At 62.5% G+C, this 21,315-nt stretch carries 22 protein-coding genes; 5 read left to right on the top strand and 17 right to left on the bottom strand.

Going from position 1 to position 21,315, the window contains the following annotated elements:
- Positions 1-117 precede the first annotated feature (117 nt).
- The 4 genes from phnE (A6U87_RS09445) to phnC all read right to left on the bottom strand — a co-directional run bounded on the left by phnE (A6U87_RS09445) (position 118) and on the right by phnC (position 4,355).
- Complete coding sequence (gene phnE, locus A6U87_RS09445) at positions 118-1,461, bottom strand: phosphonate ABC transporter, permease protein PhnE (RefSeq protein ID WP_065691004.1); 1,344 nt, start codon at positions 1,459-1,461, stop codon at positions 118-120.
- A gap of 8 nt (positions 1,462-1,469) precedes the next feature.
- The gene (phnE, locus tag A6U87_RS09450; protein WP_065691005.1) at positions 1,470-2,441 is read right to left on the bottom strand and encodes a phosphonate ABC transporter, permease protein PhnE; all 972 of its coding nucleotides are present in this window, start codon (positions 2,439-2,441) and stop codon (positions 1,470-1,472) included.
- A 70-nt stretch (positions 2,442-2,511) separates the two neighbouring features.
- Positions 2,512-3,417, bottom strand: a complete 906-nt coding sequence (gene phnD, locus A6U87_RS09455) for a phosphonate ABC transporter substrate-binding protein (protein ID WP_065691006.1) — start codon at positions 3,415-3,417, stop codon at positions 2,512-2,514.
- A 92-nt stretch (positions 3,418-3,509) separates the two neighbouring features.
- Positions 3,510-4,355, bottom strand: coding sequence for a phosphonate ABC transporter ATP-binding protein (gene phnC / locus A6U87_RS09460; RefSeq protein ID WP_065691007.1), 846 nt, complete (start codon positions 4,353-4,355; stop codon positions 3,510-3,512).
- Between the two features lie 226 nt (positions 4,356-4,581).
- Here phnC and A6U87_RS09465 point away from each other — a divergent pair, with 226 nt between their 5' ends.
- Positions 4,582-4,911, top strand: coding sequence for a hypothetical protein (locus A6U87_RS09465; RefSeq protein ID WP_065691008.1), 330 nt, complete (start codon positions 4,582-4,584; stop codon positions 4,909-4,911).
- Positions 4,912-4,936: 25 nt separating this feature from the next.
- Here the strand turns inward: A6U87_RS09465 and A6U87_RS09470 are convergent, their stop codons facing one another.
- Together A6U87_RS09470 and rsgA are read right to left on the bottom strand one after the other, a co-directional pair.
- Entirely contained in the window at positions 4,937-5,560 is a 624-nt protein-coding gene (locus A6U87_RS09470) for a hypothetical protein (RefSeq protein ID WP_065691009.1), read from the bottom strand.
- A 189-nt stretch (positions 5,561-5,749) separates the two neighbouring features.
- The gene (gene rsgA, locus A6U87_RS09475) at positions 5,750-6,829 is read right to left on the bottom strand and encodes a ribosome small subunit-dependent GTPase A (RefSeq protein WP_065691010.1); all 1,080 of its coding nucleotides are present in this window, start codon (positions 6,827-6,829) and stop codon (positions 5,750-5,752) included.
- Positions 6,830-7,025: 196 nt separating this feature from the next.
- Here rsgA and A6U87_RS09480 point away from each other — a divergent pair, with 196 nt between their 5' ends.
- Entirely contained in the window at positions 7,026-7,943 is a 918-nt protein-coding gene (locus tag A6U87_RS09480) for an MYG1 family protein (protein ID WP_065691011.1), read from the top strand.
- A gap of 82 nt (positions 7,944-8,025) precedes the next feature.
- Positions 8,026-8,589: a methylated-DNA--[protein]-cysteine S-methyltransferase gene (locus A6U87_RS09485; RefSeq protein ID WP_065691012.1), complete on the top strand. Its 564-nt coding sequence runs from the start codon at positions 8,026-8,028 to the stop codon at positions 8,587-8,589.
- Positions 8,590-8,596: 7 nt separating this feature from the next.
- Here the strand turns inward: A6U87_RS09485 and A6U87_RS09490 are convergent, their stop codons facing one another.
- Positions 8,597-9,118 (bottom strand): winged helix DNA-binding protein, encoded by a 522-nt coding sequence (locus tag A6U87_RS09490; RefSeq protein WP_065691013.1) that lies wholly within the window; start codon positions 9,116-9,118, stop codon positions 8,597-8,599.
- Positions 9,119-9,219: 101 nt separating this feature from the next.
- On the opposite strand from A6U87_RS09490, the gene A6U87_RS09495 reads away from it, so the two are divergent.
- Positions 9,220-12,864 (top strand): hydantoinase B/oxoprolinase family protein, encoded by a 3,645-nt coding sequence (locus A6U87_RS09495; protein WP_065691100.1) that lies wholly within the window; start codon positions 9,220-9,222, stop codon positions 12,862-12,864.
- A 37-nt stretch (positions 12,865-12,901) separates the two neighbouring features.
- Here A6U87_RS09495 and A6U87_RS09500 read toward each other — a convergent pair whose 3' ends face one another.
- From A6U87_RS09500 to phnG, 9 genes are all read right to left on the bottom strand, one after another.
- On the bottom strand, positions 12,902-13,429 hold the full coding sequence (locus A6U87_RS09500) for a ribonuclease H (protein ID WP_065691014.1): 528 nt from the start codon (positions 13,427-13,429) through the stop codon (positions 12,902-12,904).
- A gap of 79 nt (positions 13,430-13,508) precedes the next feature.
- The gene (locus A6U87_RS09505) at positions 13,509-13,910 is read right to left on the bottom strand and encodes a hypothetical protein (RefSeq protein WP_065691015.1); all 402 of its coding nucleotides are present in this window, start codon (positions 13,908-13,910) and stop codon (positions 13,509-13,511) included.
- A 354-nt stretch (positions 13,911-14,264) separates the two neighbouring features.
- The gene (locus A6U87_RS09510) at positions 14,265-14,882 is read right to left on the bottom strand and encodes a DapH/DapD/GlmU-related protein (protein ID WP_065691016.1); all 618 of its coding nucleotides are present in this window, start codon (positions 14,880-14,882) and stop codon (positions 14,265-14,267) included.
- Complete coding sequence (gene phnL, locus A6U87_RS09515; RefSeq protein WP_065691017.1) at positions 14,879-15,589, bottom strand: phosphonate C-P lyase system protein PhnL; 711 nt, start codon at positions 15,587-15,589, stop codon at positions 14,879-14,881. Before phnL ends, A6U87_RS09510 begins: the two co-directional genes overlap by 4 nt.
- 64 nt (positions 15,590-15,653) lie before the next feature.
- A complete protein-coding gene (phnK, locus tag A6U87_RS09520) occupies positions 15,654-16,430 on the bottom strand; it encodes a phosphonate C-P lyase system protein PhnK (protein WP_065691018.1) in 777 nt (258 codons plus the stop codon).
- Entirely contained in the window at positions 16,427-17,308 is an 882-nt protein-coding gene (locus A6U87_RS09525; RefSeq protein WP_065691019.1) for an alpha-D-ribose 1-methylphosphonate 5-phosphate C-P-lyase PhnJ, read from the bottom strand. Before A6U87_RS09525 ends, phnK begins: the two co-directional genes overlap by 4 nt.
- Positions 17,305-18,414, bottom strand: a complete 1,110-nt coding sequence (locus A6U87_RS09530; RefSeq protein WP_065691020.1) for a carbon-phosphorus lyase complex subunit PhnI — start codon at positions 18,412-18,414, stop codon at positions 17,305-17,307. The genes A6U87_RS09525 and A6U87_RS09530 overlap by 4 nt, the downstream gene beginning before the upstream one ends.
- 3 nt (positions 18,415-18,417) lie before the next feature.
- Positions 18,418-19,041 carry a phosphonate C-P lyase system protein PhnH gene (gene phnH, locus A6U87_RS09535; protein WP_065691021.1) on the bottom strand — a complete coding sequence of 208 codons (624 nt, stop codon included), beginning with the start codon at positions 19,039-19,041 and terminating at the stop codon, positions 18,418-18,420.
- A complete protein-coding gene (gene phnG / locus A6U87_RS09540) occupies positions 19,041-19,508 on the bottom strand; it encodes a phosphonate C-P lyase system protein PhnG (RefSeq protein ID WP_065691022.1) in 468 nt (155 codons plus the stop codon). The genes phnH and phnG overlap by 1 nt, the downstream gene beginning before the upstream one ends.
- A 98-nt stretch (positions 19,509-19,606) precedes the next feature.
- Here phnG and phnF point away from each other — a divergent pair, with 98 nt between their 5' ends.
- The gene (phnF, locus tag A6U87_RS09545) at positions 19,607-20,338 is read left to right on the top strand and encodes a phosphonate metabolism transcriptional regulator PhnF (RefSeq protein ID WP_065691023.1); all 732 of its coding nucleotides are present in this window, start codon (positions 19,607-19,609) and stop codon (positions 20,336-20,338) included.
- 50 nt (positions 20,339-20,388) lie between these two features.
- Here phnF and A6U87_RS09550 read toward each other — a convergent pair whose 3' ends face one another.
- Positions 20,389-21,258: an oxidoreductase gene (locus tag A6U87_RS09550; RefSeq protein WP_065691024.1), complete on the bottom strand. Its 870-nt coding sequence runs from the start codon at positions 21,256-21,258 to the stop codon at positions 20,389-20,391.
- Positions 21,259-21,315: the final 57 nt, after the last annotated feature.

A 21,315-nucleotide genomic window follows, 5' to 3' on the forward strand; every position in this document is an offset into this window, starting at 1 on the left:
AATCGTTCGGAATGCGGATCGCAGTCTTCAGTGATTTGACGACCCGCCGCAAGCTGGTTTCCGGCTAAAAGATTTCCGTGACAGAATGATGATGGCGGCGCCAGATTCCCACGCTTTCTAGTGTGCCTTCGTGCCCATCAACCGGTGGCGCAACGCGTTCGAGGCCATGTCGAAGAGGAAGACGACAATCAGGATCAGCAGCACCATGTAGGCGACGTTTTCCCAGTTGGCGTTGGTGCGCATTGCTTCCCACAGCTTCAGACCAATACCGCCGGCGCCGACAGCACCGATGATGGTGGCGCCGCGAACATTCGATTCCCACTGGTAGAGAGTCTGGCTGACGAACACAGGGACGATCTGCGGGATGATACCGTAGCGATGGGTGAGTACGGTGGACGCACCCGTCGACTTGATGCCTTCGCGCGGCTTGTTATCGACGTTTTCCAGGCCTTCGGAATAGAGCTTGCCGAGCGTGCCGGTTTCCGTGAGGAAGATCGCGCCGGAGCCAGCCAGGGGGCCCGGGCCGAAGGCGCGCGTCAGGAAGAGCGCCCAGATCAGCATGTCCACCGAGCGCAGGAAGTCAAAGAAGCGCTTCAGAACCTGATTGAGCACCTTGTTGGGCGTGATGTTGCGCGCGGCCAGAAAGGCCAGCGGGAAAGCGAGCAATGCACCGAGCAACGTTCCCAGGAAGGCCATGACGATGGTCTGGAACAGCTTGGTCCAGACGTCGCCATGCTGCCAGGCGCTGTTGTGCCAGATGTTGTCGAAGGCGAGCGACAGGTTGGACTGGCCAGGCTTCAGCTCCGGTCCCGAAACGATCAGGCTGATGACCTCGCTCGCCGGCTTATCGAAGAACGGCGACTGTGTGTCGAAGACGAAATTCGCCCAGCCGAGGAAACGCTTGCGGACCTTCACGCGATCGACCGAGATGCTGACATCGCCGGCAAAACCGAGATCGGCAAGAACGTTGTCGTCATAGACGGTCATCCAGGCGGGAACCGGGCCGACGACCTTCGGAGCGCCGCTCGATACGTCCACCGGCACGCTGATGCCGTGAGCGGTGACCACCGTTTCCTTGCTGGAGACAGTGACCGTGCGGCTTGTGCCCCTGACGGAGGCCGTGACGCTGCCATCGGCATTGCTGATGACCCAGTCGGGATGGGGATCGTCGCCCAGCGGCGAGAAGCGCGGATACTTGACGGTGATCTCGCCGGTGTCGCCGATGCGGAACTCCGGCTGCACGTCGTAGCTCACCCACTGACTGAGATAGAGGCCAACGCGCTCCCAGTGAGCGTCCGCCAGCAGCTTCGGGAGGTCGAAGAACCAGGAGGCGTAGATGGCGTAGACAAGCGCGCCGATCACGATCATCAGGCCGCCGAAGCGCTGCTTGAAGGAACGTTTGAAATATTCCGGGTAGCGCTGCTCGATCTCGTGCATCCGGTTGGCGTCGATCACCGTCATGGCGGACCTCAATGCTGCAAAAGGAAGGCGTGCTCGCCGACGAGGCGGCGGCGCAGCCATGCGGAGAACTGGTCGACCGCAACGATGGTGATGAAAAGCAGGAGAACGAGCGCCACCGTCTTGGCGCCGAAACCACGCGAGATGGAGAGCTTCAGCTCCTCGCCGATACCGCCGCCGCCGACGGCACCGATGATGGTGGAGGCGCGGACGTTAATCTCGAGACGTAGCAGCGCATAGGAGACGAAGTTCGGCATGACCTGCGGCAGGGCGGCGAAGCGGACACGCTCCGACCAGCTGGCGCCGACGGCCTTCATGCCTTCGTCCGGCTTCATGTCGATGTTTTCGACGACTTCGTAGAAGAGTTTGCCGAGCGCGCCGATGGTGTGCAGGCTGACGGCAATGATCGCGGCAACCGGACCGATCGACAGTATGGCCGAAAACAGGCCGGCAATGACGATCTCGGGAAAGGCGCGCAGGAACTCGGTCAGACGCTTGGCGACAATCCGCAGCGGATTGGACGGCGCCAGATTGCGGGCCACGAGGAAGCTCAGCGGCACGGCGAAGATAAAGCCGATCAGGGTGGAGACGAGCGCCACGTTGATCGTGATGATCATCAGCTCGAAATATTCGGGGATATAGAAACCGCCCCAGACATAGACCCGGCCCTCGGCGAAGTTGTACTCCTCGCCGGTCTTCTGGATCGGGCTTGCGATATCGAACAGGGCACGCCAGACGTCATTCCAATCCTTGGGAATGAGCCAGCTCAGAAAATCGAAGAGATGCGGCAGGCGGTCGAAGAAGTGGCCGGCGTTGCTTTCGTCCGCGAACCGTACCGACGCAACAAAGGCAGCCAGCAGGATCACCAGCCCGAGACCAGTATAGAGGCGGCGGCGAGCCACCATCTTGCTCCAGGCATCACCGATTTCTTGGGCGCTTTGCGGCGCAGCCGGCGCGTGGGCGTTGGGATCGGCAAAAGTCATGAACGATGTCCGCTTTCTTCGCAGGAAAAAGGGCGGCTTGTTACGGCCGCCCTCCAACTATCAGGATCGATCAACCGCCGATGGCAGCCTTGCGAGCGTCGATAATGGCGTTGTAGAAATCGGCCTGAACCTTGGTGTAGCCGTGGTAGTCGCCGCCTTCGATGGCTGCGAAGCACTTGGCGTCGGTCTCAGGCAGCTTCATGAAGAAGTCGGTGAGCTTTGCCTGCCACTCGGTGCCGAGTTCGTTGCGAACAACCAGCGGGCCGTTCGGGATCAGCGGCGAGCGCCAGACTTCAACCAGCTTGTTCGGGTCAACGGTGCCCTTGTCGACAGCCTTGCGGAAGGTGCCGGAGGTGTAGCCGTCCTTGAAATCGCCGATGCCCGAGGAGTCGTCAACAGCGATGTCGACCTTGCCGTCGTAGGCAGCGAGCAGGTTGTTTTCGTGGCCGCCGTTGAACTGCGTGGAAGCGAAGTACTGGTCATTCGGCATGCCAGTGTCCTTCGGAATCTGCGTCAGCGGAATGAGGTAGCCCGAGGTGGAGTCCGGATCAGCGTAACCGAGCTTCTTGCCCTTGGCGTCCTTGATGTCCTTGATGCCGGAGGACTTCAGGGCGAGACCGATCGAGTGGTAACCGGTCGAACCGTCCTTCTGAACGGTCGTCAGGATCGGGGTAACGGCCTTCTCGTCCTTGATGGCGATAGCAGCGTAGCCGGAAGCGCCGAGTTCGGCGAAGTCGAGCGTGCCGCCGAGGAGACCCTGGATAACGCCGTCATAGTCAGCAGCCGGGAAGAGCGAAACCTTCTCGAAGCCGAATTCGGTCTTCAGGTGGTCAGCCAGGCAAGCGTAGTTGCGCAGGCGGTCGGCTTCGTTTTCGCCGCCGAGAATACCAACGCGGAATTCCTTGAGGTCTGCAGCATGCGAGACGCCGGCCAGCGCAAACAGCGCCGTCGCGGCAAAGAGTGCTTTCTTCAACATGGTTCTCTCCTGATTGACCGGTGTCCCCGGCGATCTTTGCTTAAAGAAGAAGTGCGCCCATAACGCGGGCTTACGATCCGAGGCCGCCCCTCTCAGAGACCGGCCAGCGCCAGCGGTTGCAAGCCGGCGGATTGATTGGCGGCAACAGCCGCGGGAATGTTGATCGAGGTCGAGGTCATCGTCTCGTCGATGCCGGCGCCGTCCTTGTCGGTGCCGTAGATCTGCTTGACGGCATCGGCGGTCAGTTCGGACGGCTTGCCATCGAACACCACCCGACCGGCGGCCATGCCGACAATACGTTCGCAATAGTTGCGCGCCGTATCGAGCGTATGAAGGTTGGTGATGACGGTGATGCCTTCGCGCTCGTTGATGTCGCGCAGCGCGTCCATGACGATCTTGGCGTTGAGCGGGTCGAGCGAGGCGATCGGCTCGTCGGCAAGCACCATCTTCGGGGTCTGCATCAGGGCGCGGGCAATCGCCACGCGCTGCTGCTGGCCACCCGACAGCGTGCCGGCCATCTGCAAAGCCGTCTGTTCGATGCCGAGGCGCTCAAGGGCGGCAATCGCGTGGATGCGCTCTTCGCGGGTGAAAAGGCCGAGCAGGCTCATCGTGGTCGAGCGATGATTGAGGCGGCCGAGCATCACGTTGGTCAGCACGTCGAGGCGCGGAACGAGATTGAACTGCTGGAAGATCATGGCGCAATCGCGCTGCCAGTTGCGCAGCGCCTGACCGCGCAGCCTCGAGACTTCGACGCCGGCGAAATGGATCGAGCCCGATGTCGGCTCCTGCAGGCGGTTGATCATACGCAGAAGCGTGGACTTGCCGGCGCCGGAACGGCCGATGATGCCGACCATCTGGCCCTGAGGAATGTCGAGCGTCACGGAATCAACGGCTGTCTTCTTTCCGAAACGGCGGGTGACATTCTTCAGTTCGAACATCATGCTCTTCCTCATAGTCCAGATGCGATATGAGGGAGTGCATTAGTCCTGCTTCATGAAGCTCCAATGTCAGTTTTGTGTAACCTCTGTCACAATCGGGCTGGGTCAAATTTCATTTGTGACAGCGCACAGATGCCCTTTGTATCGCGCCGACGAGACAGTTCCGATCTATAGGAGACGCTGGAACTTGGTGTAGTGTCATGCAACGACCACAACGGACATCGAAATGGCTTCGCTTACGCCCCCACCCAAGATCGAACTTTCGAGATTGCGCGACATTGGCTGGTCTATTTGGGACCCTATCGGGCTTTTGCCTAAAGGAAGCAAATGGGACGAAGGCGACAACCGATCATTCGCGGACGAATACGACGACTATCTGATCGAAGCTGCGGGACGATTGCGACGGGGTGCATCGGATATCGACGTCATCGGCTACCTTATGAGCATCGAAGCCGATCACATGGGTTTGGGAGCGCAGTCCGACGCCCATGCCAGGGCTCGGTCGCTCGTCACCGCTATCCGTGCAGATGCAGAGCTTTGGACGTACGAGAAGTAAGTCCTGTGCCGGTGTGCACCAAAGATCACATCGGGGGTGTTGCGCCATCGAGGCCGACGGCGAGGCGATCGGCGGCGAGCGCATTGTCTCCGCTGCTCGTTCCCTGGGCGGAGACGGCGGCGCCGGGCTTGAGGTCGTCCCGTGTGGCCGGCGCAAGCGCCACGATCTTGGTGCCGGCCGGGATATTGATCTTCCGTTCGCCACCCTTGTAAGCCAGCGTCACGGTTTGTCCGTTGACGTCCTTGACGGCGTTGGCCACCGTTGCGTTGGTCATGGAACCGTTCGGCTTCACGCTCCAGGGCCGGTCGCCTTCGCCGGTTCCCTTCATCGAAGCCGGGAAGATCACGACCTGGACCGCGCCATTGATGCCGCTGGCGGTCGGCTCGGAGCCGATACCGACGAAATCGCCGGTTTTTATATCGGCGGCGGCTGCGTTCTTGACACCGAGCACCGTCAAGCCAGACGCCATGGTCACGGCGATGTCGTGGCCATCCGGCCCCTTTATCTTCAGTGTGTCGCCATCGAGATTTTCGACGGTGCCGTGAACGCGAACCCTGTCGGCCGCATTGGCGCCATGCAGCGCCGACAGCCCGATCGCGGCGCCGGCGGCAAGCGAAAGAACGATCTTCGTGAGGTGATTGCGCGTCATGGTGCTCTCCCTGGGACTGCCGCTCGGCACGCAACTGGCGAAAATGCTGCCGAAGGGATGCGATCTTCGATTGGCCGCGACTTTATCGCCGGTGCGCGACAGCGGCCAATCAAAGAACGGTGAGAAACCCCGACTGGCAGGGGACATAGTGCTGCATGGCGATGCTTGAGATCGACGCCTCGCCTGCCCTCAGCGCTTCTTCTGAAGGATCTTGTTGCCGCGCGGTCCGGTCATCTGCGGCGTGTTCTTGCGGTTTTCCGCAAGCAGGGTGCGCCAGCGCGCCAGACGCTCGGCCGGCAAGGCGCCGGCGTCGACAGCCGCCTGCACAGCGCAGCCGGGCTCGTGGTCATGGGTGCAATCGCGAAAACGACACTGCGGGGCGAGCTCGGTGATCTCCGAGAACACCAGATCGATACCCTCGGCCACATCGCTGACATGCAGCGTGCGCATTCCCGGCGTGTCGATGACCCAGCCGCCGCCGGCCATGGCATGCAGCGAGCGCGCCGTGGTGGTGTGGCGTCCCTTGGCATCGCGCTCACGGATGCCGCCGGTTTCCTGCGAGCCCTCGCCCGACAATCCTGCGAGCGTGTTGACCAAAGTCGATTTCCCGACGCCGGAGGAGCCGATCAGCGCGATGGTCTGGCCGAACTGGCACCAGGGCGCCAGTGCGGCCACGGCATCCTCATTCTTGGCGTTGAGCACGACCACCGGAAGGTCTCGCTGCAACGCCTTTGCCTGATCCTCGTATGTCTCGGCGTCAGACACCAGATCAGCCTTGGTCAGCACGATGACCGGCGCCGTCCCCGCCTGATTGGCGAGCGCCATGTAGCGCTCCAACCGGGCCACGTTGAAATCGGCATTGCAGGAGGTGACGATCAGCAGCGTATCGACATTGGCGGCGCCGAGTTGTTGGTGCTGTCGACCTTCGGTGCGGCGCTGCAGCAGCGTCCTGCGTTCAAGCCGGCGAACGAGGGCATGATCATGCGGCTTGGCGAGCACCCAGTCGCCGACCGCGAACTCGCCGGTGTTGACCTGATGCGAAATACCAAGCCGGATCAGGCCGGTCGGCGATGCGACGCTGAGGCGGCTGCGATGCACCTCGGCAATGCGCCGCGGCACGAGATCTTCTTCGCCTGGCTGCAGCTGCTCAGCAAAGAACTCCGACCACCCCAGAGATTCCAAGAATGCCGCTTCGGTCGCTGTTGTCAAAGGGTCACCAAGGCGTACGGCGTTTCGTTCACTGTCTTTTCTCCATCCAGGAATGGTCATGCGTTTGCGGCGGACAATGACATTATCTGCAGATAAGCGGAACCTTGGAATTTGAGATATTCGCGTTGTTGGGCGTCTCGAACACCAGTCGTTCACGTCAGAATCCCGGAAAGGCGGGTTGAGATGGCACCCGGCAACGGCTATCAGGTCGCCAATCGAAGCGGATCCCACCGCGAGCAACGAGGCGCCTAGCTGCATGATCCCAGATTTTCTCGTCACCCATTCCGGTGGCTTCCATGCCGATGAACTGTTGTCCAGCGTCATCCTCACCCGGCTTTTCCCGCAGGCACGGCTGGTGCGCAGCAGGGCGCCGGAGTGGATCACGGCAGGCGCAGACCGCATCATCTACGACGTCGGCGGCGGGTATGACGCTGCCGCACAGATATTCGATCACCATCAGCGCGGCGCGCCGCTACGCGAAGACGGCCAGCCGTACAGCTCGTTCGGATTGATCTGGAAGCACTATGGCCGTGACTATCTGGCCGCCTCCAATCTTCCGGAAGCGGATATCGAGGCGGTCCATGCCGGCTTCGATGCCGGTTTCGTGCTGCCGATCGATCTGGTGGACAATGGGGCGCTGAGCCCGTCCGGCCCGTTGGCGGCGTTGACGCTGCCGGCCTTGCTGGAGACGCTGAAGCCCGCATTCGACGAGACCGATCCGGACGCCGACGACCGCGCCTTCCACGCCGCGCTGGCGGTCGCCCGCAGCTTCGTCGAGGCGAGTATCGGCAAGCGCGCCGCAAAGCTGCGTGCCGAAGCGCTTGTGCTCCGTGCCATTGAGGAAACCGGCGAAGGCCGCGTTCTCGAGTTGCCGATGGGAATGCCCTTCCGGCCCGCCATCGTGAAGGCAGGCGCCGATCACTTGCTGTTTGTTGTCCATCCCCGCGACAAGGACTGGTGCCTGACCGGTATCCGCCGTGGCGACGAAGGGTTCGAGTTGCGGGCGGATCTTCCTGCCGCCTGGGCCGGTTTGACCAATGGGGATCTGGAAGCGGTTTGCGGCGTCGCGGGTGCGAGCTTCTGCCACAACGGCCGCTTCATCGCCGCCGCCAAGACCCGCGAGGCTGCGCTCGCCATGGCCGAGCTGGCGGTCACAGAGGCTACCGCCGCCTAGGTCTATCGAGCGCAAGAAACGGGTTGAATTCGAAACGCGGGCGTAGGAGTCTTGAGGTCGGTCGAACATGGAGACCAGCCTCATGGCCCAGACGGTACACCAGTATCTCATCTTCGAAACCGCTGCCGGCTTTTGCGGCATTGCGTGGAACGATGTCGGGATCACGCGCTTTCAATTGCCCACCAAGGCAGCGGACGCCACCGAGCGCCTGCTGGTTCGCCGCATCCCTGGCGCTGAGAGCGGCAACCCGCCACCCGATGTCGCCGACGCGATCCTTGCTGTGAAGCACTATTTTGACGGCGAAGAGACCGATTTCACCGGGATTACGCTCGATCTTGAAGAGCAGGACGCGTTTTTCAGGCGGATCTACGACGCCGCCCGCAAGATCGGATGGGGCCATACCACCACCTACGGAGCGCTCGCGAAGGAGCTCGGCGCCGGCCCGGAAGCGGCGCGTGATGTCGGGCAGGCGATGGCGAAAAATCCGGTCGCGCTGATCATTCCCTGCCATCGCGTGTTGGCCGCTGGCGGCAAGATCGGCGGCTTTTCGGCCCCAGGCGGATCGACGTCCAAGGCGCGGATGCTGGAACTCGAAGGCGTTCACCTTGCGCCGCCGGCGCCTGCACAGCAATCCCTTGATTTCTGATAGGTCGTCAGAGGCTCGCCGCACCGCGTGCGGCCTGGTCATATTGACCTGAGAGGACGCGCATGAGTCCTGCAAGCCGGCTAATATCCGCCTCGTCGAGATGCAATGTCCTCGCGTCGGCGATGAGCAACGCTTCGCGCATTTCGCCATAGCGGCGGCAAGCGGCCGCGCCCTTCTCGGTCACCTTCAGGGTCTTTTCCTTGCCACGCCGGCCGGTCATGATCAGCCCGTTGCCCTGCAGCTTCTTGGCCGCGTAGGTGACGATGTGGGTGTCCTCGATGTTGAGCATCACGCAGAGGTCCGACAGCGATTTTTCACGCTGGCGATGGTTGGTCGCATGCAGGATGAGCACCTCCATGTGACCAAGGCCAGGATAGCCCGCGGCCGTCATGCATCGAACAATCCAGCTGTGAAAGGCATTGCCCATCACCGTCAGCGCGAATTCGAGTTCGGACAATGCCGGCATTGCACCTTCGGCAAGGTGCGACGACGAAACGATCGGGCCGATTGAAAGCTGCGGGTCCTTCATGACATCCTTCACTGACAGAATATCGATAATTTATTGACATAATGACCGCAAAAGCCGCCTATGTCATCCGAGCATCGGATTTTAAAAACAGGATGGCTGAGATGAGCGGCAAGTGGGACTTCTGGATCGATCGCGGCGGAACCTTCACGGATGTCATCGGCCGCGCCCCAGATGGGGCGCTGCATCCGGTCAAGCTGCTGTCCGAGAATCCTGAGGTCTACCGGGACGCGGCAATCCAGGGCATTCGCACGCTCATGGGGCTCCAGACCGGCGAACCGATCCCCGCCGGCCGCATCGGCGACGTCAAGATGGGCACCACGGTCGCCACCAACGCCCTGCTGGAGCGCAAGGGCGATCGCGTTCTGCTGCTCATCACCCGGGGTTTTCGCGATGCGCTTCGCATTGCCTATCAGGCACGCCCGGACATTTTTGCCAAGGAGATCATTCTCCCCGAGCAGCTCTACGACCGCGTCATTGAGGTGGACGAGCGGGTTTGCGCGGACGGCCGCATCGAACGGCCGCTCGACCTCGCCTCGGTCGAGGCCGAAGTGGCCCGGGCGAAGGCCGACGGCATCGACGCGGTGGCGATTGTCTTCATGCACGCCTGGAAATTTCCAGAGCACGAATTGCAGATGGCGGCCCTCTGCCGCAACGCCGGCTTCGGACAGGTGTCCGTGAGCCACGAGGTTTCGCCGCTGGTCAAGCTCGTCGGCCGGGGAGATACGACTGTTGTCGATGCCTATCTCTCGCCGATCCTCGGCCGCTACGTGCGACGGGTGGCCGAGGAACTGGGCGTCGATGTCGAGCGGCTGGATGGCGACGGCGAAACGTCGCCGCGCCTGATGTTCATGATGTCCTCCGGAGGACTGACGGCGGCCGAGCTGTTCAAGGGCAAGGATGCACTGCTATCCGGGCCCGCGGGCGGTGTGGTCGGCATGGTGGAAACGGCAAAGCTTGCCGGCTATCAACGCGTCATCGGCTTCGACATGGGCGGGACGTCGACCGACGTGGCGCATTATGATGGCGAGTACGAGCGCGCCTTCGACACCGAGGTCGCGGGTGTTCGCGTCCGCGCGCCGATGATGCGCATTCATACGGTTGCGGCGGGCGGCGGCTCCATCCTTCATTTCGAGGCGGGGCGTTTTCGCGCCGGGCCGGATTCGGCGGGCGCCAATCCGGGACCTGCCTGCTATCGTCGCGGCGGCCCCTTGGCCGTCACCGACGCTAACGTCATGCTCGGAAAGCTGCAACCGGATCTTTTTCCGGCGATTTTCGGTCCGGAGCAGGACGAACGGCTCGACATTCAAGTCGTGCGCGACAGGTTCGAAGCCCTGGCAGACGAGATCGGCGATGGCCGCAGCCCTGAAAGCGTAGCGGAGGGCTACATCACCGTCGCGGTCGAGAACATGGCGAATGCCATCAAGAAGATCTCGGTTCAGCGCGGCTACGATGTCACGGAGTACCTGTTGAACTGCTTCGGCGGAGCAGGTGGCCAGCACGCCTGCCTGGTCGCCGATGCGCTCGGCATGGAGGCGGTGCTGGTTCATCCGTTCTCGGGCCTGCTTTCAGCTTATGGGATCGGCTTGTCCTCGGTCTTCGCGACGCGCCAGCAGGCGTTGATAAAGCCGCTCGTGCCGGAGACACTGACGGCGATCGAGGTATTGATTGGCGAATTGCGCGAGAACGTCCACGCGGAGCTCGCGAGCCAGGGTGTGCCGGAAGCCGAGACGCGCACCCGCCCGATCCTGCACCTGCGCTATGACGGAACCGATACCGCGCTTCCGGTCGGCTTCGAGAGCGGCTCTCTGAAACAGGCGCGTCTCGACTTCGAGGCAGTCCACAAGGCGCAATTCGGCTTCATCTACGACGACAAGGCGATGATCGTCGAACTGGTGGCCGTCGAGGGGCAGGACAGTCGCGAGCGAGGCTTGAGTGAACGCGATGCGCCGATCGAGGATATCGAGGCAGCGGCTTCAGAAACGCGGCCGCTCTTCACCGAGGGCGCCTGGCATCAGGCTGGCATCTTCATGCGCGGTTCCCTTCGGCCCGGACATCGCCTCAACGGCCCGGCGCTTATCGTCGAGAAGAACCAGACCATCGTGGTCGAGCCCGGCTGGCAGGCTAAGATCAGCGCCAAAGACCACGTCGTCATGCGGCGGGTGGAAAAGAAGCGCAGACAGGCCGCCCTCGGCACCGAGGCCGATCCCGTCATGCTCGAGGTATTCAACAATCTCTTTATGTCGATCGCCGAGCAGATGGGCGTGACGCTGCAGAACACCGCCTATTCGGTCAACATCAAGGAACGGCTCGACTTCTCCTGTGCTGTCTTCGACCATACCGGCGCGCTGGTGGCCAATGCACCGCACATGCCCGTCCACCTCGGTTCGATGGACCGGTCGGTCGAGACGATCATCCGTCTGAACGCGGGCAATATCCGACCGGGCGACGTATTCGCGCTCAATGCGCCGTACAATGGCGGCACGCATCTTCCTGACATCACGGTCGTCACTCCGGTTTTCGACGACGCCGACAAGGACATCCTGTTCTACGTTGCCTCACGTGGACATCACGCCGATATCGGCGGCACTGCGCCCGGCTCGATGACGCCGCTGGCGACGACGGTCAATGAGGAGGGTGTGCTGTTCGACAATTTCCAGCTGGTCGAACAGGGCAAATTCCGCGAAGCCGAGCTTCGCCACCTGCTACAGGATCATCCGTTTCCAGCGCGCAACCCGCACCAGAACGTTGCGGATCTGAAAGCGCAGATTGCCGCCAACGAGAAGGGCGTTGCCGAGCTGCGCAAGGTGGTCTCGCACTTCGGCCTGGATGTCGTGCAGGCCTATATGGGTCATGTTCAGGACAACGCCGCCGAGAGCGTGCGGCGGGTCCTGTCGCTGTTGCCCGACGAAAGCGAATGCGAATACCCGACTGACACGGGACAGGTGATCAAGGTGAAGATCACCGTCGATCGCCAGAAACGCGAGGCGACAGTCGACTTCACCGGTACCTCGCCGGTGATGAAGAACAACTTCAATGCGCCGGAGCCGGTCGCGCGCGCCGCCGTTCTCTACGCCTTCCGCGTCATGGTCGAAGACATGATCCCGATGAACGCCGGTTGCCTGCGCCCGATCAACATCATCATACCCGATGGCTGCATGCTGAAGCCGGCCTACCCGGCGGCTGTGGTCGCGGGCAACGTCGAGACCTCGCAGCACGTTACGAATGCCTTGTTTTCGGCACTGGGCTCACTCGCCAATGCGCAAGGCACGATGAACAACCTCACCTTCGGCAACGAGAAGTACCAATATTATGAAACGATCTGCTCCGGATCGCCTGCGGGCCGCACGAATGCCGGGCGCGGGTTCGCGGGAACGTCGGGCGTCCATACGCACATGACCAATTCACGGCTTACCGATCCTGAGATTCTCGAACTCCGCTTCCCCGTGCTGCTCGAGGACTTTCACATCCGGCAGGGTTCGGGCGGCAAAGGCCGCTGGTCAGCGGGCGACGGCACCAGCCGAACGATCCGCTTCCTGAAAAAGATGGAGTGCGCCATCCTGTCGTCACACCGCTCACACCCACCACGCGGGCTGGACGGTGGCGAGGATGGTCAAACGGGGAGCACGGCAGTTCGCCGTGCGGACGGACAGGTGGAAATGCTGAAGGCTTGCGACCAGACGGTCCTTGAGGCCGGCGACGCGGTGATCGTGACAACGCCGACACCGGGCGGATACGGCAAGCGTTAGCGCGCGCGCCCGTGCGGGCGGGGCTGTCAACGCTTCATCAGGTACCTTTGCTGCGCAACGACAGGCGGCCGCGCTCGGCGAGTTCGTCGGCTCGCTCGTTGCCGGCAAGGCCCGAATGGCCCTTGCACCAGGCGATGGTCAGCAGGCGATTGCGAGACAGCTGACCGTCGATCGCCTTCCAGAGATCCGGATTTGCGATGGTTCGGCTTCGGACCTTTGTGTTGGCGCTTATCTTCTTCCAGCCGTTGTTCTTCCAGATGTGGCGCCACTGATTGCAGCCTCTGACGGCGTAAGCCGAATCGGACCAGACAATGGCTGTTTCCTCCGTGGCGTTGGCGTTGATCCACCTAACGGCTTCGAGCAGGGCGATCAGTTCGGTCGCATTGTTGGCAGTAACCTTGACGCCGCCAAAACCGGAGGCGACTTCCGCATCGTCGCGATAGACCACGAAGGCCCAGCCGCCTTCCCCGGATGCTGGTTCGTAGCAACCATCGGCGAAGACGTGGAGATCGTGCCCGGTCGCGATGCTTTCAGGAAACAGGATAGGGTCGGTGTTATCGGTCATTTGCGCCTTTTGACGTCCATCCGCCAGGGATGGATCGCGGGGGGCTCGGTCTTACACCGAACCACCGGGAACGCCAGACCTATTCGGCAGCAGCCAGAAACACCGTATTCTCAGAGGTAGATGCAAGAGCGCGAACCCTGGCTTCCGTCTTGGCGATCAACCGATAGAACTCTTCTTGCGCGTCGACATCGAGCTGGATGACGGCATTTACCTCGTCCGGGGTATCGCAGACGCAGGCGACTGCCGATATCGGACAGATGCCGCCCGGATAGCGCTTGCCGGTTCCCGTGTAGGCGCGACGGCCCCACTGTTCGGAATAGACTGTTTCCTCACGATCCAGCTCCAGGATCGTGCCCTTGCAGGCCGTCACGATCGCAGCCTTGCCGTAAGCGAACCAATGATAGTTCAGTTTGCGCAGAATATACTTGCCAGTGATATCTTCGCCGGCCAATTCCGCCGGATCTTCAATCATTCTGATCATGATGACTTCCTCAAGATCAGTCTAATATCCATGAAGTAGGTTTACGAGACAAGTCGGAAAAGGGTAGCTTTTGTAAATACTTAGTCACAATGTGTTTCCGATTCTTACAGAAATTGGCATTCGCGTAAGCTCATTCGCGGCCAAGACCCGTGGTTAACCTTGCGGCAAACAGGGGTCATCTCCTGTTCTTTCCTAGCAGAGACAGACGCGACTATTGTGACAATGGGGTGCGCCGATGCTTCGTCGGCTGCAAGTTTTTAGCTCCCGGGCGAGCCTCGAGTAACGGCGGTCGGCCGGCCGATTTTGAATGGCCAAGCTCCGGGGCGGGATGAGCGCCCCGTCCGGGACGCCCGATCATGCTTCGTAGCGGGCGAGGAAATCTTCGGCGCTCAGCGCCCGGAAGTCGGCCAGGGCGACGCGCAGGCGGTCGTGCTCCCAATCCCACCAGGCGAGCTTGTCCATGCGTTCGCCGACGTCCTTGGGGAAGCGTTCACGGATCAGCTTGGCAGGGACGCCGCCGACGATCGTGTAGGGGGCGACATCCTTGGAGACGACGGCGCCGGCGCCGATAACCGCACCGTTGCCGACCGTGACGCCGGGCAGGATGGTGACGCCGTGACCGATCCAGACGTCGTGGCCGATGACGACACGGTTGGAGCGGCGCCATTCGAAGAAGTCGGTCTCCATATCGGCATCCGGCCAGTAGTCGGCGGCGCGATAGGTGAAGTGGTGCAGCGTTGCGCGCCAGGTCGGGTGGTTGGTGGCGTTGATGCGCACCGAGGCGGCGATGTTGACGAACTTGCCGATCGTCGCGCACCAGATGGCGCCATCCTGCATGACATAGGAATAGTCGCCGAACTCGACTTCCTCGATGCGGCAACGCTCCGAGACCTCTGTGAAGCGGCCGAAGGTGGCGTTCTTCACGGATGCCGTTTCATGGAAATAGGGTTCGAGGCCAATCTTGCGGCTCATGCTGCGATTGCCTTTCGCGGCGAAAACTTCTGGACGTCGAGAATGCGGTCGGCGACGGCCTCGCGCACTTCCTCATCGTGGAAGATGCCGAGAAGCGCGACACCCGCCTTCTTCTTTTCCTCGATCATGCCGACGACGACGGCGCGGTTCCTGGCGTCGAGCGAGGCGGTCGGCTCGTCGAGCAGCAGGACCGTGTGATCGGTGATGAAGCCGCGGGCGATGTTGACGCGCTGCTGCTCGCCGCCCGAAAAGGTGGCCGGCGGAAGCTGCCAGAGTGCTTCCGGCAGGTTCAGCTTCGAGAGAAGGTCTGCGGCCTTCTCGCGCGCCGTTTCCGCCTTCTCGCCACGGGCGACCAGCGGCTCGGCAACAACGTCGATCGCCGCGACGCGCGGAACGGTGCGCAGGAACTGGCTGACATAGCCAAGCGTATCGCGGCGCACGGCGATGACCGTGCGCGGGTCGGCCGTTGCCAGATCGACGATCTTGTCGTGATGCTTGATGAGGATCTGGCCGCTATCGACGGCATAATTGCCGTAGATCATCTTCAGCAGCGAGCTCTTGCCGATGCCCGACGGACCGCCGAGGACGACGCATTCCCCTGAAGCCACGGAAAAGGACACATCCGAAACGACCGGCAGCTTGATGCCGTCGCGCAGGTGCATGGTGAAGCTCTTGACGACTTCAGAAACAACGAGTGGCGTTGCCATGATTTCTTTCCTTAGTTTCGCTTGCCACGGACACCGGTAGCCGGAGTCAGAATGGCATTCGCGATCAGACCTGCAGGATGGAGGAAACGAGGAGCTGCGTGTACGGCTCGCGCGGATCGTCGAGCACGCGATCGGTCAGCCCCTGCTCGATGACATGGCCATCCTTCATCACCATCATGCGGTGCGACAACAGGCGCGCGACGGCGAGGTCGTGGGTGACGATGATCGCGGCCAGGCCGAGATCGTTGACGAGGCCGCGAACGAGATCGAGCAGGCGGGCCTGCACCGACACATCGAGGCCGCCGGTCGGCTCGTCCATGAACACCAGACGCGGGCCGGTCACCAGATTGCGGGCGATCTGCAGGCGCTGCCGCATGCCGCCGGAGAAGGCGCGCGGCTGGTCGTCGATACGGCCTTCGTCGATCTCGACGCGCTGCAGCCAGTCGATGGCGGTGGAGCGGATATTGCCGTAGTGGCGGTCACCGATTGCCATCAGGCGTTCGCCGACGTTGGCACCGGCCGAGACCGTCATGCGCAGGCCGTCAGCCGGATTCTGATGCACGAAACCCCAGTCGGTGCGCATCAGGAAGCGGCGCTCCGCCTCGTTCATGCGGTAGAGGTCGCGATAGGCGCCGTCGCGCATGTGGTATTCGACGCTGCCGGTGGTCGGCATCAGACGGGTCGAGATGCAGTTGAGCAGCGTCGTCTTGCCTGAGCCGGATTCACCGACGATGGCGAGCACTTCGCCGGGCCAGAGCTCGAAGGAGACATTGCGGCAGCCAATGCGGTTGCCATAGAACTTCGAGACGTCATTGACTTTGAGAAGCGGGGTGTCGCTCATTCGGCGGCCTCCTGATTGGGTGCCAACATCTCGCCGGCATGCCCGTGGGCGCGGCGGTCTTCGCAATGGTCGGTATCGGAGCAAACGAACATGCGCCCGCCCTTGTCATCGAGGATGACTTCGTCGAGATAGACCTCTTCGGCGCCGCAGAGCGCGCAGGGCTTGCCGAAGCGCTGGATCTCGAAGGGGTAGTCGTCGAAATCGAGGCTGACGACTTCGGTATAGGGCGGAACGGCATAGATGCGCTTCTCGCGCCCTGCCCCGAAGAGCTGCAGCGCGTCCGACATGTGCATTTTCGGATTGTCGAACTTTGGCGTCGGCGACGGATCCATGACGTAGCGGCCGGCAACCTTGACCGGATAAGCATAGGTCTTCGAGATGCGGCCGTTGTGCGCGATGTCCTCGTAGAGCTTCACATGCATGAGGCCATATTCCTCAAGCGCGTGCATCTTGCGGGTTTCGGTCTCGCGCGGTTCGAGGAAGCGGAGCGGCTCGGGGATCGGCACCTGATAGACCAGCACCTGGTTCACCCCAAGCTTTTCTTCCGGGATGCGGTGGCGGGTCTGGATGATCGTTGCATCCTTGGTGTGCGTCGTCACCGCGACATTGGCAACCTTCTGGAAGAAGGCGCGGATGGAAACCGCGTTGGTCGTATCGTCGGCGCCCTGGTCGATGACCTTGAGTACATCATCCGGCCCGATGATCGAAGCCGTCACCTGGACGCCGCCGGTGCCCCAGCCATATGGCATCGGCATTTCGCGGGAGGCGAAGGGCACCTGATAGCCGGGGATGGCGATCGCCTTCAGGATCGCGCGGCGGATCATGCGCTTCGTCTGTTCGTCGAGATAGGCGAAATTGTACGTGGCCAGATCGGTCATTCCGCAGCCTCCTTGATGGTATCGTCGCCGCCGATGCGGTTGGCTTCGAATTCGTTGCGCATGCGACGGACCAGATCGAGTTCCGCCTGGAAGTCAACGTAATGCGGCAGCTTCAGGTGCTCGACGAAGCCGGTCGACTGAACGTTGTCGGCATGCGAGATGACGAATTCCTCGTCCTGCGCCGGGGCGGTGATGTCCTCGCCGAGTTCTTCGGCGCGCAGTGCACGGTCGACGAGCGACATGGACATAGCCTTGCGCTCGCTCTGGCCGAAGACCAGCCCGTAGCCACGGGTGAACTGCGGCGGCGCCTTGGACGAACCCTTGAACTGGTTGACCATCTGGCATTCGGTGACCTGGATGAGCCCAAGCGAAACGGCGAAGCCGAGTTCGGGAACATCGAATTCGACCTCGACCTCACCGATGCGGATTTCGCCGGTGAAGGGATGGTTGCGGCCGTAACCGCGCTGCGTGGAATAGCCGAGCGCCAGCAGGAAGCCTTCGTCGCCGCGGGCCAGCGCCTGCAGGCGCAGATCGCGGGTCATCGGGAATTCCATCGGCTCGCGCGTCAGGTCGCCGATCTCGTGATCTTCTGGCATTTCGCCATCGCCCTCGATCAGGCCTTCCTGCGCGAGGATTTCCGAAACGCGCATGACGCGACCGGATTCGGCGTCGCGGAGCGTCGGCTCCTCGACCGCTTCATCGGTAAGGAGCGACGGGTCGAGGAGGCGATGCGTATAGTCGAAGGTCGGGCCGAGCAGCTGGCCGCCGGGCAGATCCTTATAAGTGGCGGAGACGCGGCGCTCGATCTTCATGCGCACCGTGTCGATCGGCTGGCTATAGCCGAAGCGCGGCAGCGTCGTGCGGTAGGCGCGAAGCAGGAAGATCGCTTCGATCATGTCGCCACGCGACTGGCGGACGGCGAGAGCAGCAAGCGTGCGATCGTAAAGCGAGGCTTCGGCCATGACGCGATCGACGGCCAGCGCCAGCTGGGCCACGATCTGGTCGATACCGATAGCCGGCAACGAACGGTCGCCGCGACGGCGATCCGCCAGCAGGCGATGGGCGTTGGCAATGGCGGCCTCGCCCCCTTTGACAGCAACATACATGGGTCACATCTCCGTTGCGGTGATCTTGGTGGTGCGCGGCAGGCAGACGAACCGGCTGCCAGAGGTCAGCACGATGTCGATGCCGCGCGGGAAAAGGGCGCGGTTCTCCGTCCAGAGGCGCAGGAAGGTATCGGGCAGGCCAAGCGGCGCGATATCGGTCACCGTCTTGATGCCGGGGCCCATCAGCGCCAGCTTGCGGCCTGCCTCGAGATCCGCCAGTTCGATGACAAGCGTCGTCGAACGGTCCGGATATTCCTGGGTTCCGGCGGCAAAGAGACCGAAGGACGACAGCGGCGTTCCGGCTTCGACGAAGGCAAAGCGGGCTTCGGCCTTCTCGGGCGTGACCGGCGCACCGGTGTGGAAACCGAGCCATTGCGGCACGGCGGACTTTGCGAGCCCTGACGACAGCCAGACCGGGGTGTCATGATCGCAGAGCGTCAGCGCGATCGCGCCGGCAGCAACGCCGAGGGGTGCCGGCGGCAGGGCGTCGGGAGCGACCGTCTGGATCGTGCCTGGACGCGCCATCGCATCCATCATCAGCTTGAAGACGCTCTGGGCGTGGAAGACCGGCTCGGCAAAGCCGCCGGCCAACGCATCATTCTTGGGGGCTTCCGTCTTGAGGCTCATCAGTCGTCTCCGCGAACCATGGTGAAGAAATCAACGCGGGTTGCCGCAGTCTCATCGGCCTTGCGGCGATCGGCATCCGCCACACGTGCGGCGATCGGCTGCAGAAGCGCCTGCTCGACGAAGGATTGCGTCGCCTGCTCCTGCCAGAGTGCGTCGAAGATGGCGGAAAGCCGGGCCTTCTCGCGATCCGTGCCGAGCGCCTGGGCGTGACCGACGGTGCCCGATGCCAGGCGCACGGTGGCGCGGGTGACCGTCACCTCACCGAGGTTGAACGGCGCACCGCCGCCGCCCATGCGGCCCCGAACCATGACGAGGCCGGTTTCCGGTCCGCGCACCGGCTGGGCCGCGGGCTTTTCCGCCAGCTTGTCCCACGCCTCGACCAGCTCCTGCCGATCCGCACGCGCAAGCAGGTCGACGACGCGCTTGCGCCCTCCTGCCCCCGGCTCATTCTTTTCCGCTAAGGTCATCGCCACATCCTTTAAATGTCTATTGATATAGACAACTATACAAGATATGGTTACGCTTAAATCGGCGACATGACAAGCGTGTGACATCAAGGGGTAAAATGGCTGGGCAGGTACAAAGACAGACGGGCGTGGCGCTGTGGCGGCAGATCGCCGACCGCATTCGCCAGGCGATCAGCGCCGGCGCCTATGACGAGACCGGCATGGTGCCGCCGGAGACGGTGCTGGCGCTGCAGTTCGGCGTCAACCGGCATACGGTCAGAAGCGCGATCGCGGCGCTTGCCCAGGAAGGCATCGTACGCGCCGTGCAGGGACGCGGCACGCTGATCGAACGCAAGGAGCGGCTGAACTTTCCGATCACCAAACGCACCCGCTTTACATCAGGGATCGGCGAGCAGGCGCGCGAGATGCGCGGGCTACTGCTTTCCTATTCGGAAGAGAAGGCCGACGCGGAAGTGGCACGCGGGCTGAAGATCCGGCCGGGCGATCCGGTCATCCGCATGGAAACGGTTCGCAAGGCGGATGGCCGCCCGGTCTCCTGCGCGACGGCGTGGTTTCCGGCCGCGCGCTTCGGCGGCATGCCGGACGCCTACAAGCGGACCGAATCCATCACCAAGGCCTTTGCCGAGCTTGGACTATCAGACTACGTGCGCTCGACCACCGAGATCACCGCCGTCCATGCCGACGAGGCGGATACCGCAGCACTCGAACTGGCCCCCGGCGCGATCCTGCTGATCACCAAGGCCGTCAACACCGACCTCGAGGGCGTGCCAGTGCAATATGCGATCAGCCGGTTTGCGGCGGATCGGGTGCAGTTCACGATCGAGAACTAGGTCAGGCCGATGCCGGGAAAGGTCTCCGGCATCGATGACAGGGCCGGTCGTTATTTCCCGGCTTCCCACGGAAACTTTCCGGCACCGGCGCCGGGCTCGAAGTCTGTGGAAACACTGAGGTCGCGCCAAGCGGCATGCTCGCTGGCCCGTGCCGCGTCGTTCTGCTCGACGCCACGCACTGCATCGCTGCCGAGCAGCAGGCGTAGCGGCGGCTCAGCCACACCGGCGACATGGATGATCGCAGCGGCCGCCTTTGCGGGATCCCCCGGCTGTTTGCCGCTGTAGTCGCGCTGGTAGCGGGCCATCTTGCCGACCGTGCCTTCATATTCCGGGCGCCCTTCGCGGAGCGTGGTGGAGGCGCCGGCAAAATCGGTGCGGAAGCCGCCGGGCTCGATGATCGTCACCTTGATGCCGAGCGGGCCGACTTCCCGGGAGAGAGCCTCCGAGAAGCCTTCGACGCCCCACTTCGCCGCCGCATAAGGCGCGCGGCCGGCGGGGCCGATGCGGCCGCCGACAGAGGAAACCTGGATGATGTGGCCGGAGCCGTGCTCGCGCATCAGCGGCAGTGCGGCCTTGGTGACGATGATGGTTCCGAACAGGTTCGTTTCGATCTGGGCGCGGAAATCGGCAAGGGTGGTGTCCTCGATCGATCCGACATCGCCATAGCCTGCATTGTTGACCAGTACATCAAGGCGTCCGAACGTCTCCACGGCTGCCTTTACTGCATCGGCGGCCGATTGCTCGTCGGTCACGTCAAGAGGAATCGTCAAGACATTGCCGGCATAGCGCTGCTTGATGTCCTCGAGCTGCGAAGGATCGCGCGCGGTCGCGACCAGCTTGTACCCCGCGGCCAGCACCGCTTCCGCGAGCGCCCTGCCGAGGCCGCGCGAGGTGCCTGTAATCAACCAAACCTGTGACATCCGAAATCTCCTTGATCCGTCGCAAGACCATATAGGCAAGATGGTTTCATCTTGAAA

The sequence above is a fragment of the Rhizobium sp. AC44/96 genome, assembly GCF_001692185.1.
Classification (GTDB): domain Bacteria; phylum Pseudomonadota; class Alphaproteobacteria; order Rhizobiales; family Rhizobiaceae; genus Rhizobium.

Coding starts and splice junctions, on each gene's coding strand:
- phnE (WP_065691004.1), bottom strand. CDS start 1,461: ATGACGGTGATCGACGCCAACCGGATGCACGAGATCGAGCAGCGCTAC.
- phnE (WP_065691005.1), bottom strand. CDS start 2,441: ATGACTTTTGCCGATCCCAACGCCCACGCGCCGGCTGCGCCGCAAAGC.
- phnD (WP_065691006.1), bottom strand. CDS start 3,417: ATGTTGAAGAAAGCACTCTTTGCCGCGACGGCGCTGTTTGCGCTGGCC.
- phnC (WP_065691007.1), bottom strand. CDS start 4,355: ATGTTCGAACTGAAGAATGTCACCCGCCGTTTCGGAAAGAAGACAGCC.
- A6U87_RS09465 (WP_065691008.1), top strand. CDS start 4,582: ATGGCTTCGCTTACGCCCCCACCCAAGATCGAACTTTCGAGATTGCGC.
- A6U87_RS09470 (WP_065691009.1), bottom strand. CDS start 5,560: ATGACGCGCAATCACCTCACGAAGATCGTTCTTTCGCTTGCCGCCGGC.
- rsgA (WP_065691010.1), bottom strand. CDS start 6,829: ATGACCATTCCTGGATGGAGAAAAGACAGTGAACGAAACGCCGTACGC.
- A6U87_RS09480 (WP_065691011.1), top strand. CDS start 7,026: ATGATCCCAGATTTTCTCGTCACCCATTCCGGTGGCTTCCATGCCGAT.
- A6U87_RS09485 (WP_065691012.1), top strand. CDS start 8,026: ATGGCCCAGACGGTACACCAGTATCTCATCTTCGAAACCGCTGCCGGC.
- A6U87_RS09490 (WP_065691013.1), bottom strand. CDS start 9,118: ATGAAGGACCCGCAGCTTTCAATCGGCCCGATCGTTTCGTCGTCGCAC.
- A6U87_RS09495 (WP_065691100.1), top strand. CDS start 9,220: ATGAGCGGCAAGTGGGACTTCTGGATCGATCGCGGCGGAACCTTCACG.
- A6U87_RS09500 (WP_065691014.1), bottom strand. CDS start 13,429: ATGACCGATAACACCGACCCTATCCTGTTTCCTGAAAGCATCGCGACC.
- A6U87_RS09505 (WP_065691015.1), bottom strand. CDS start 13,910: ATGATCAGAATGATTGAAGATCCGGCGGAATTGGCCGGCGAAGATATC.
- A6U87_RS09510 (WP_065691016.1), bottom strand. CDS start 14,882: ATGAGCCGCAAGATTGGCCTCGAACCCTATTTCCATGAAACGGCATCC.
- phnL (WP_065691017.1), bottom strand. CDS start 15,589: ATGGCAACGCCACTCGTTGTTTCTGAAGTCGTCAAGAGCTTCACCATG.
- phnK (WP_065691018.1), bottom strand. CDS start 16,430: ATGAGCGACACCCCGCTTCTCAAAGTCAATGACGTCTCGAAGTTCTAT.
- A6U87_RS09525 (WP_065691019.1), bottom strand. CDS start 17,308: ATGACCGATCTGGCCACGTACAATTTCGCCTATCTCGACGAACAGACG.
- A6U87_RS09530 (WP_065691020.1), bottom strand. CDS start 18,414: ATGTATGTTGCTGTCAAAGGGGGCGAGGCCGCCATTGCCAACGCCCAT.
- phnH (WP_065691021.1), bottom strand. CDS start 19,041: ATGAGCCTCAAGACGGAAGCCCCCAAGAATGATGCGTTGGCCGGCGGC.
- phnG (WP_065691022.1), bottom strand. CDS start 19,508: ATGACCTTAGCGGAAAAGAATGAGCCGGGGGCAGGAGGGCGCAAGCGC.
- phnF (WP_065691023.1), top strand. CDS start 19,607: ATGGCTGGGCAGGTACAAAGACAGACGGGCGTGGCGCTGTGGCGGCAG.
- A6U87_RS09550 (WP_065691024.1), bottom strand. CDS start 21,258: ATGTCACAGGTTTGGTTGATTACAGGCACCTCGCGCGGCCTCGGCAGG.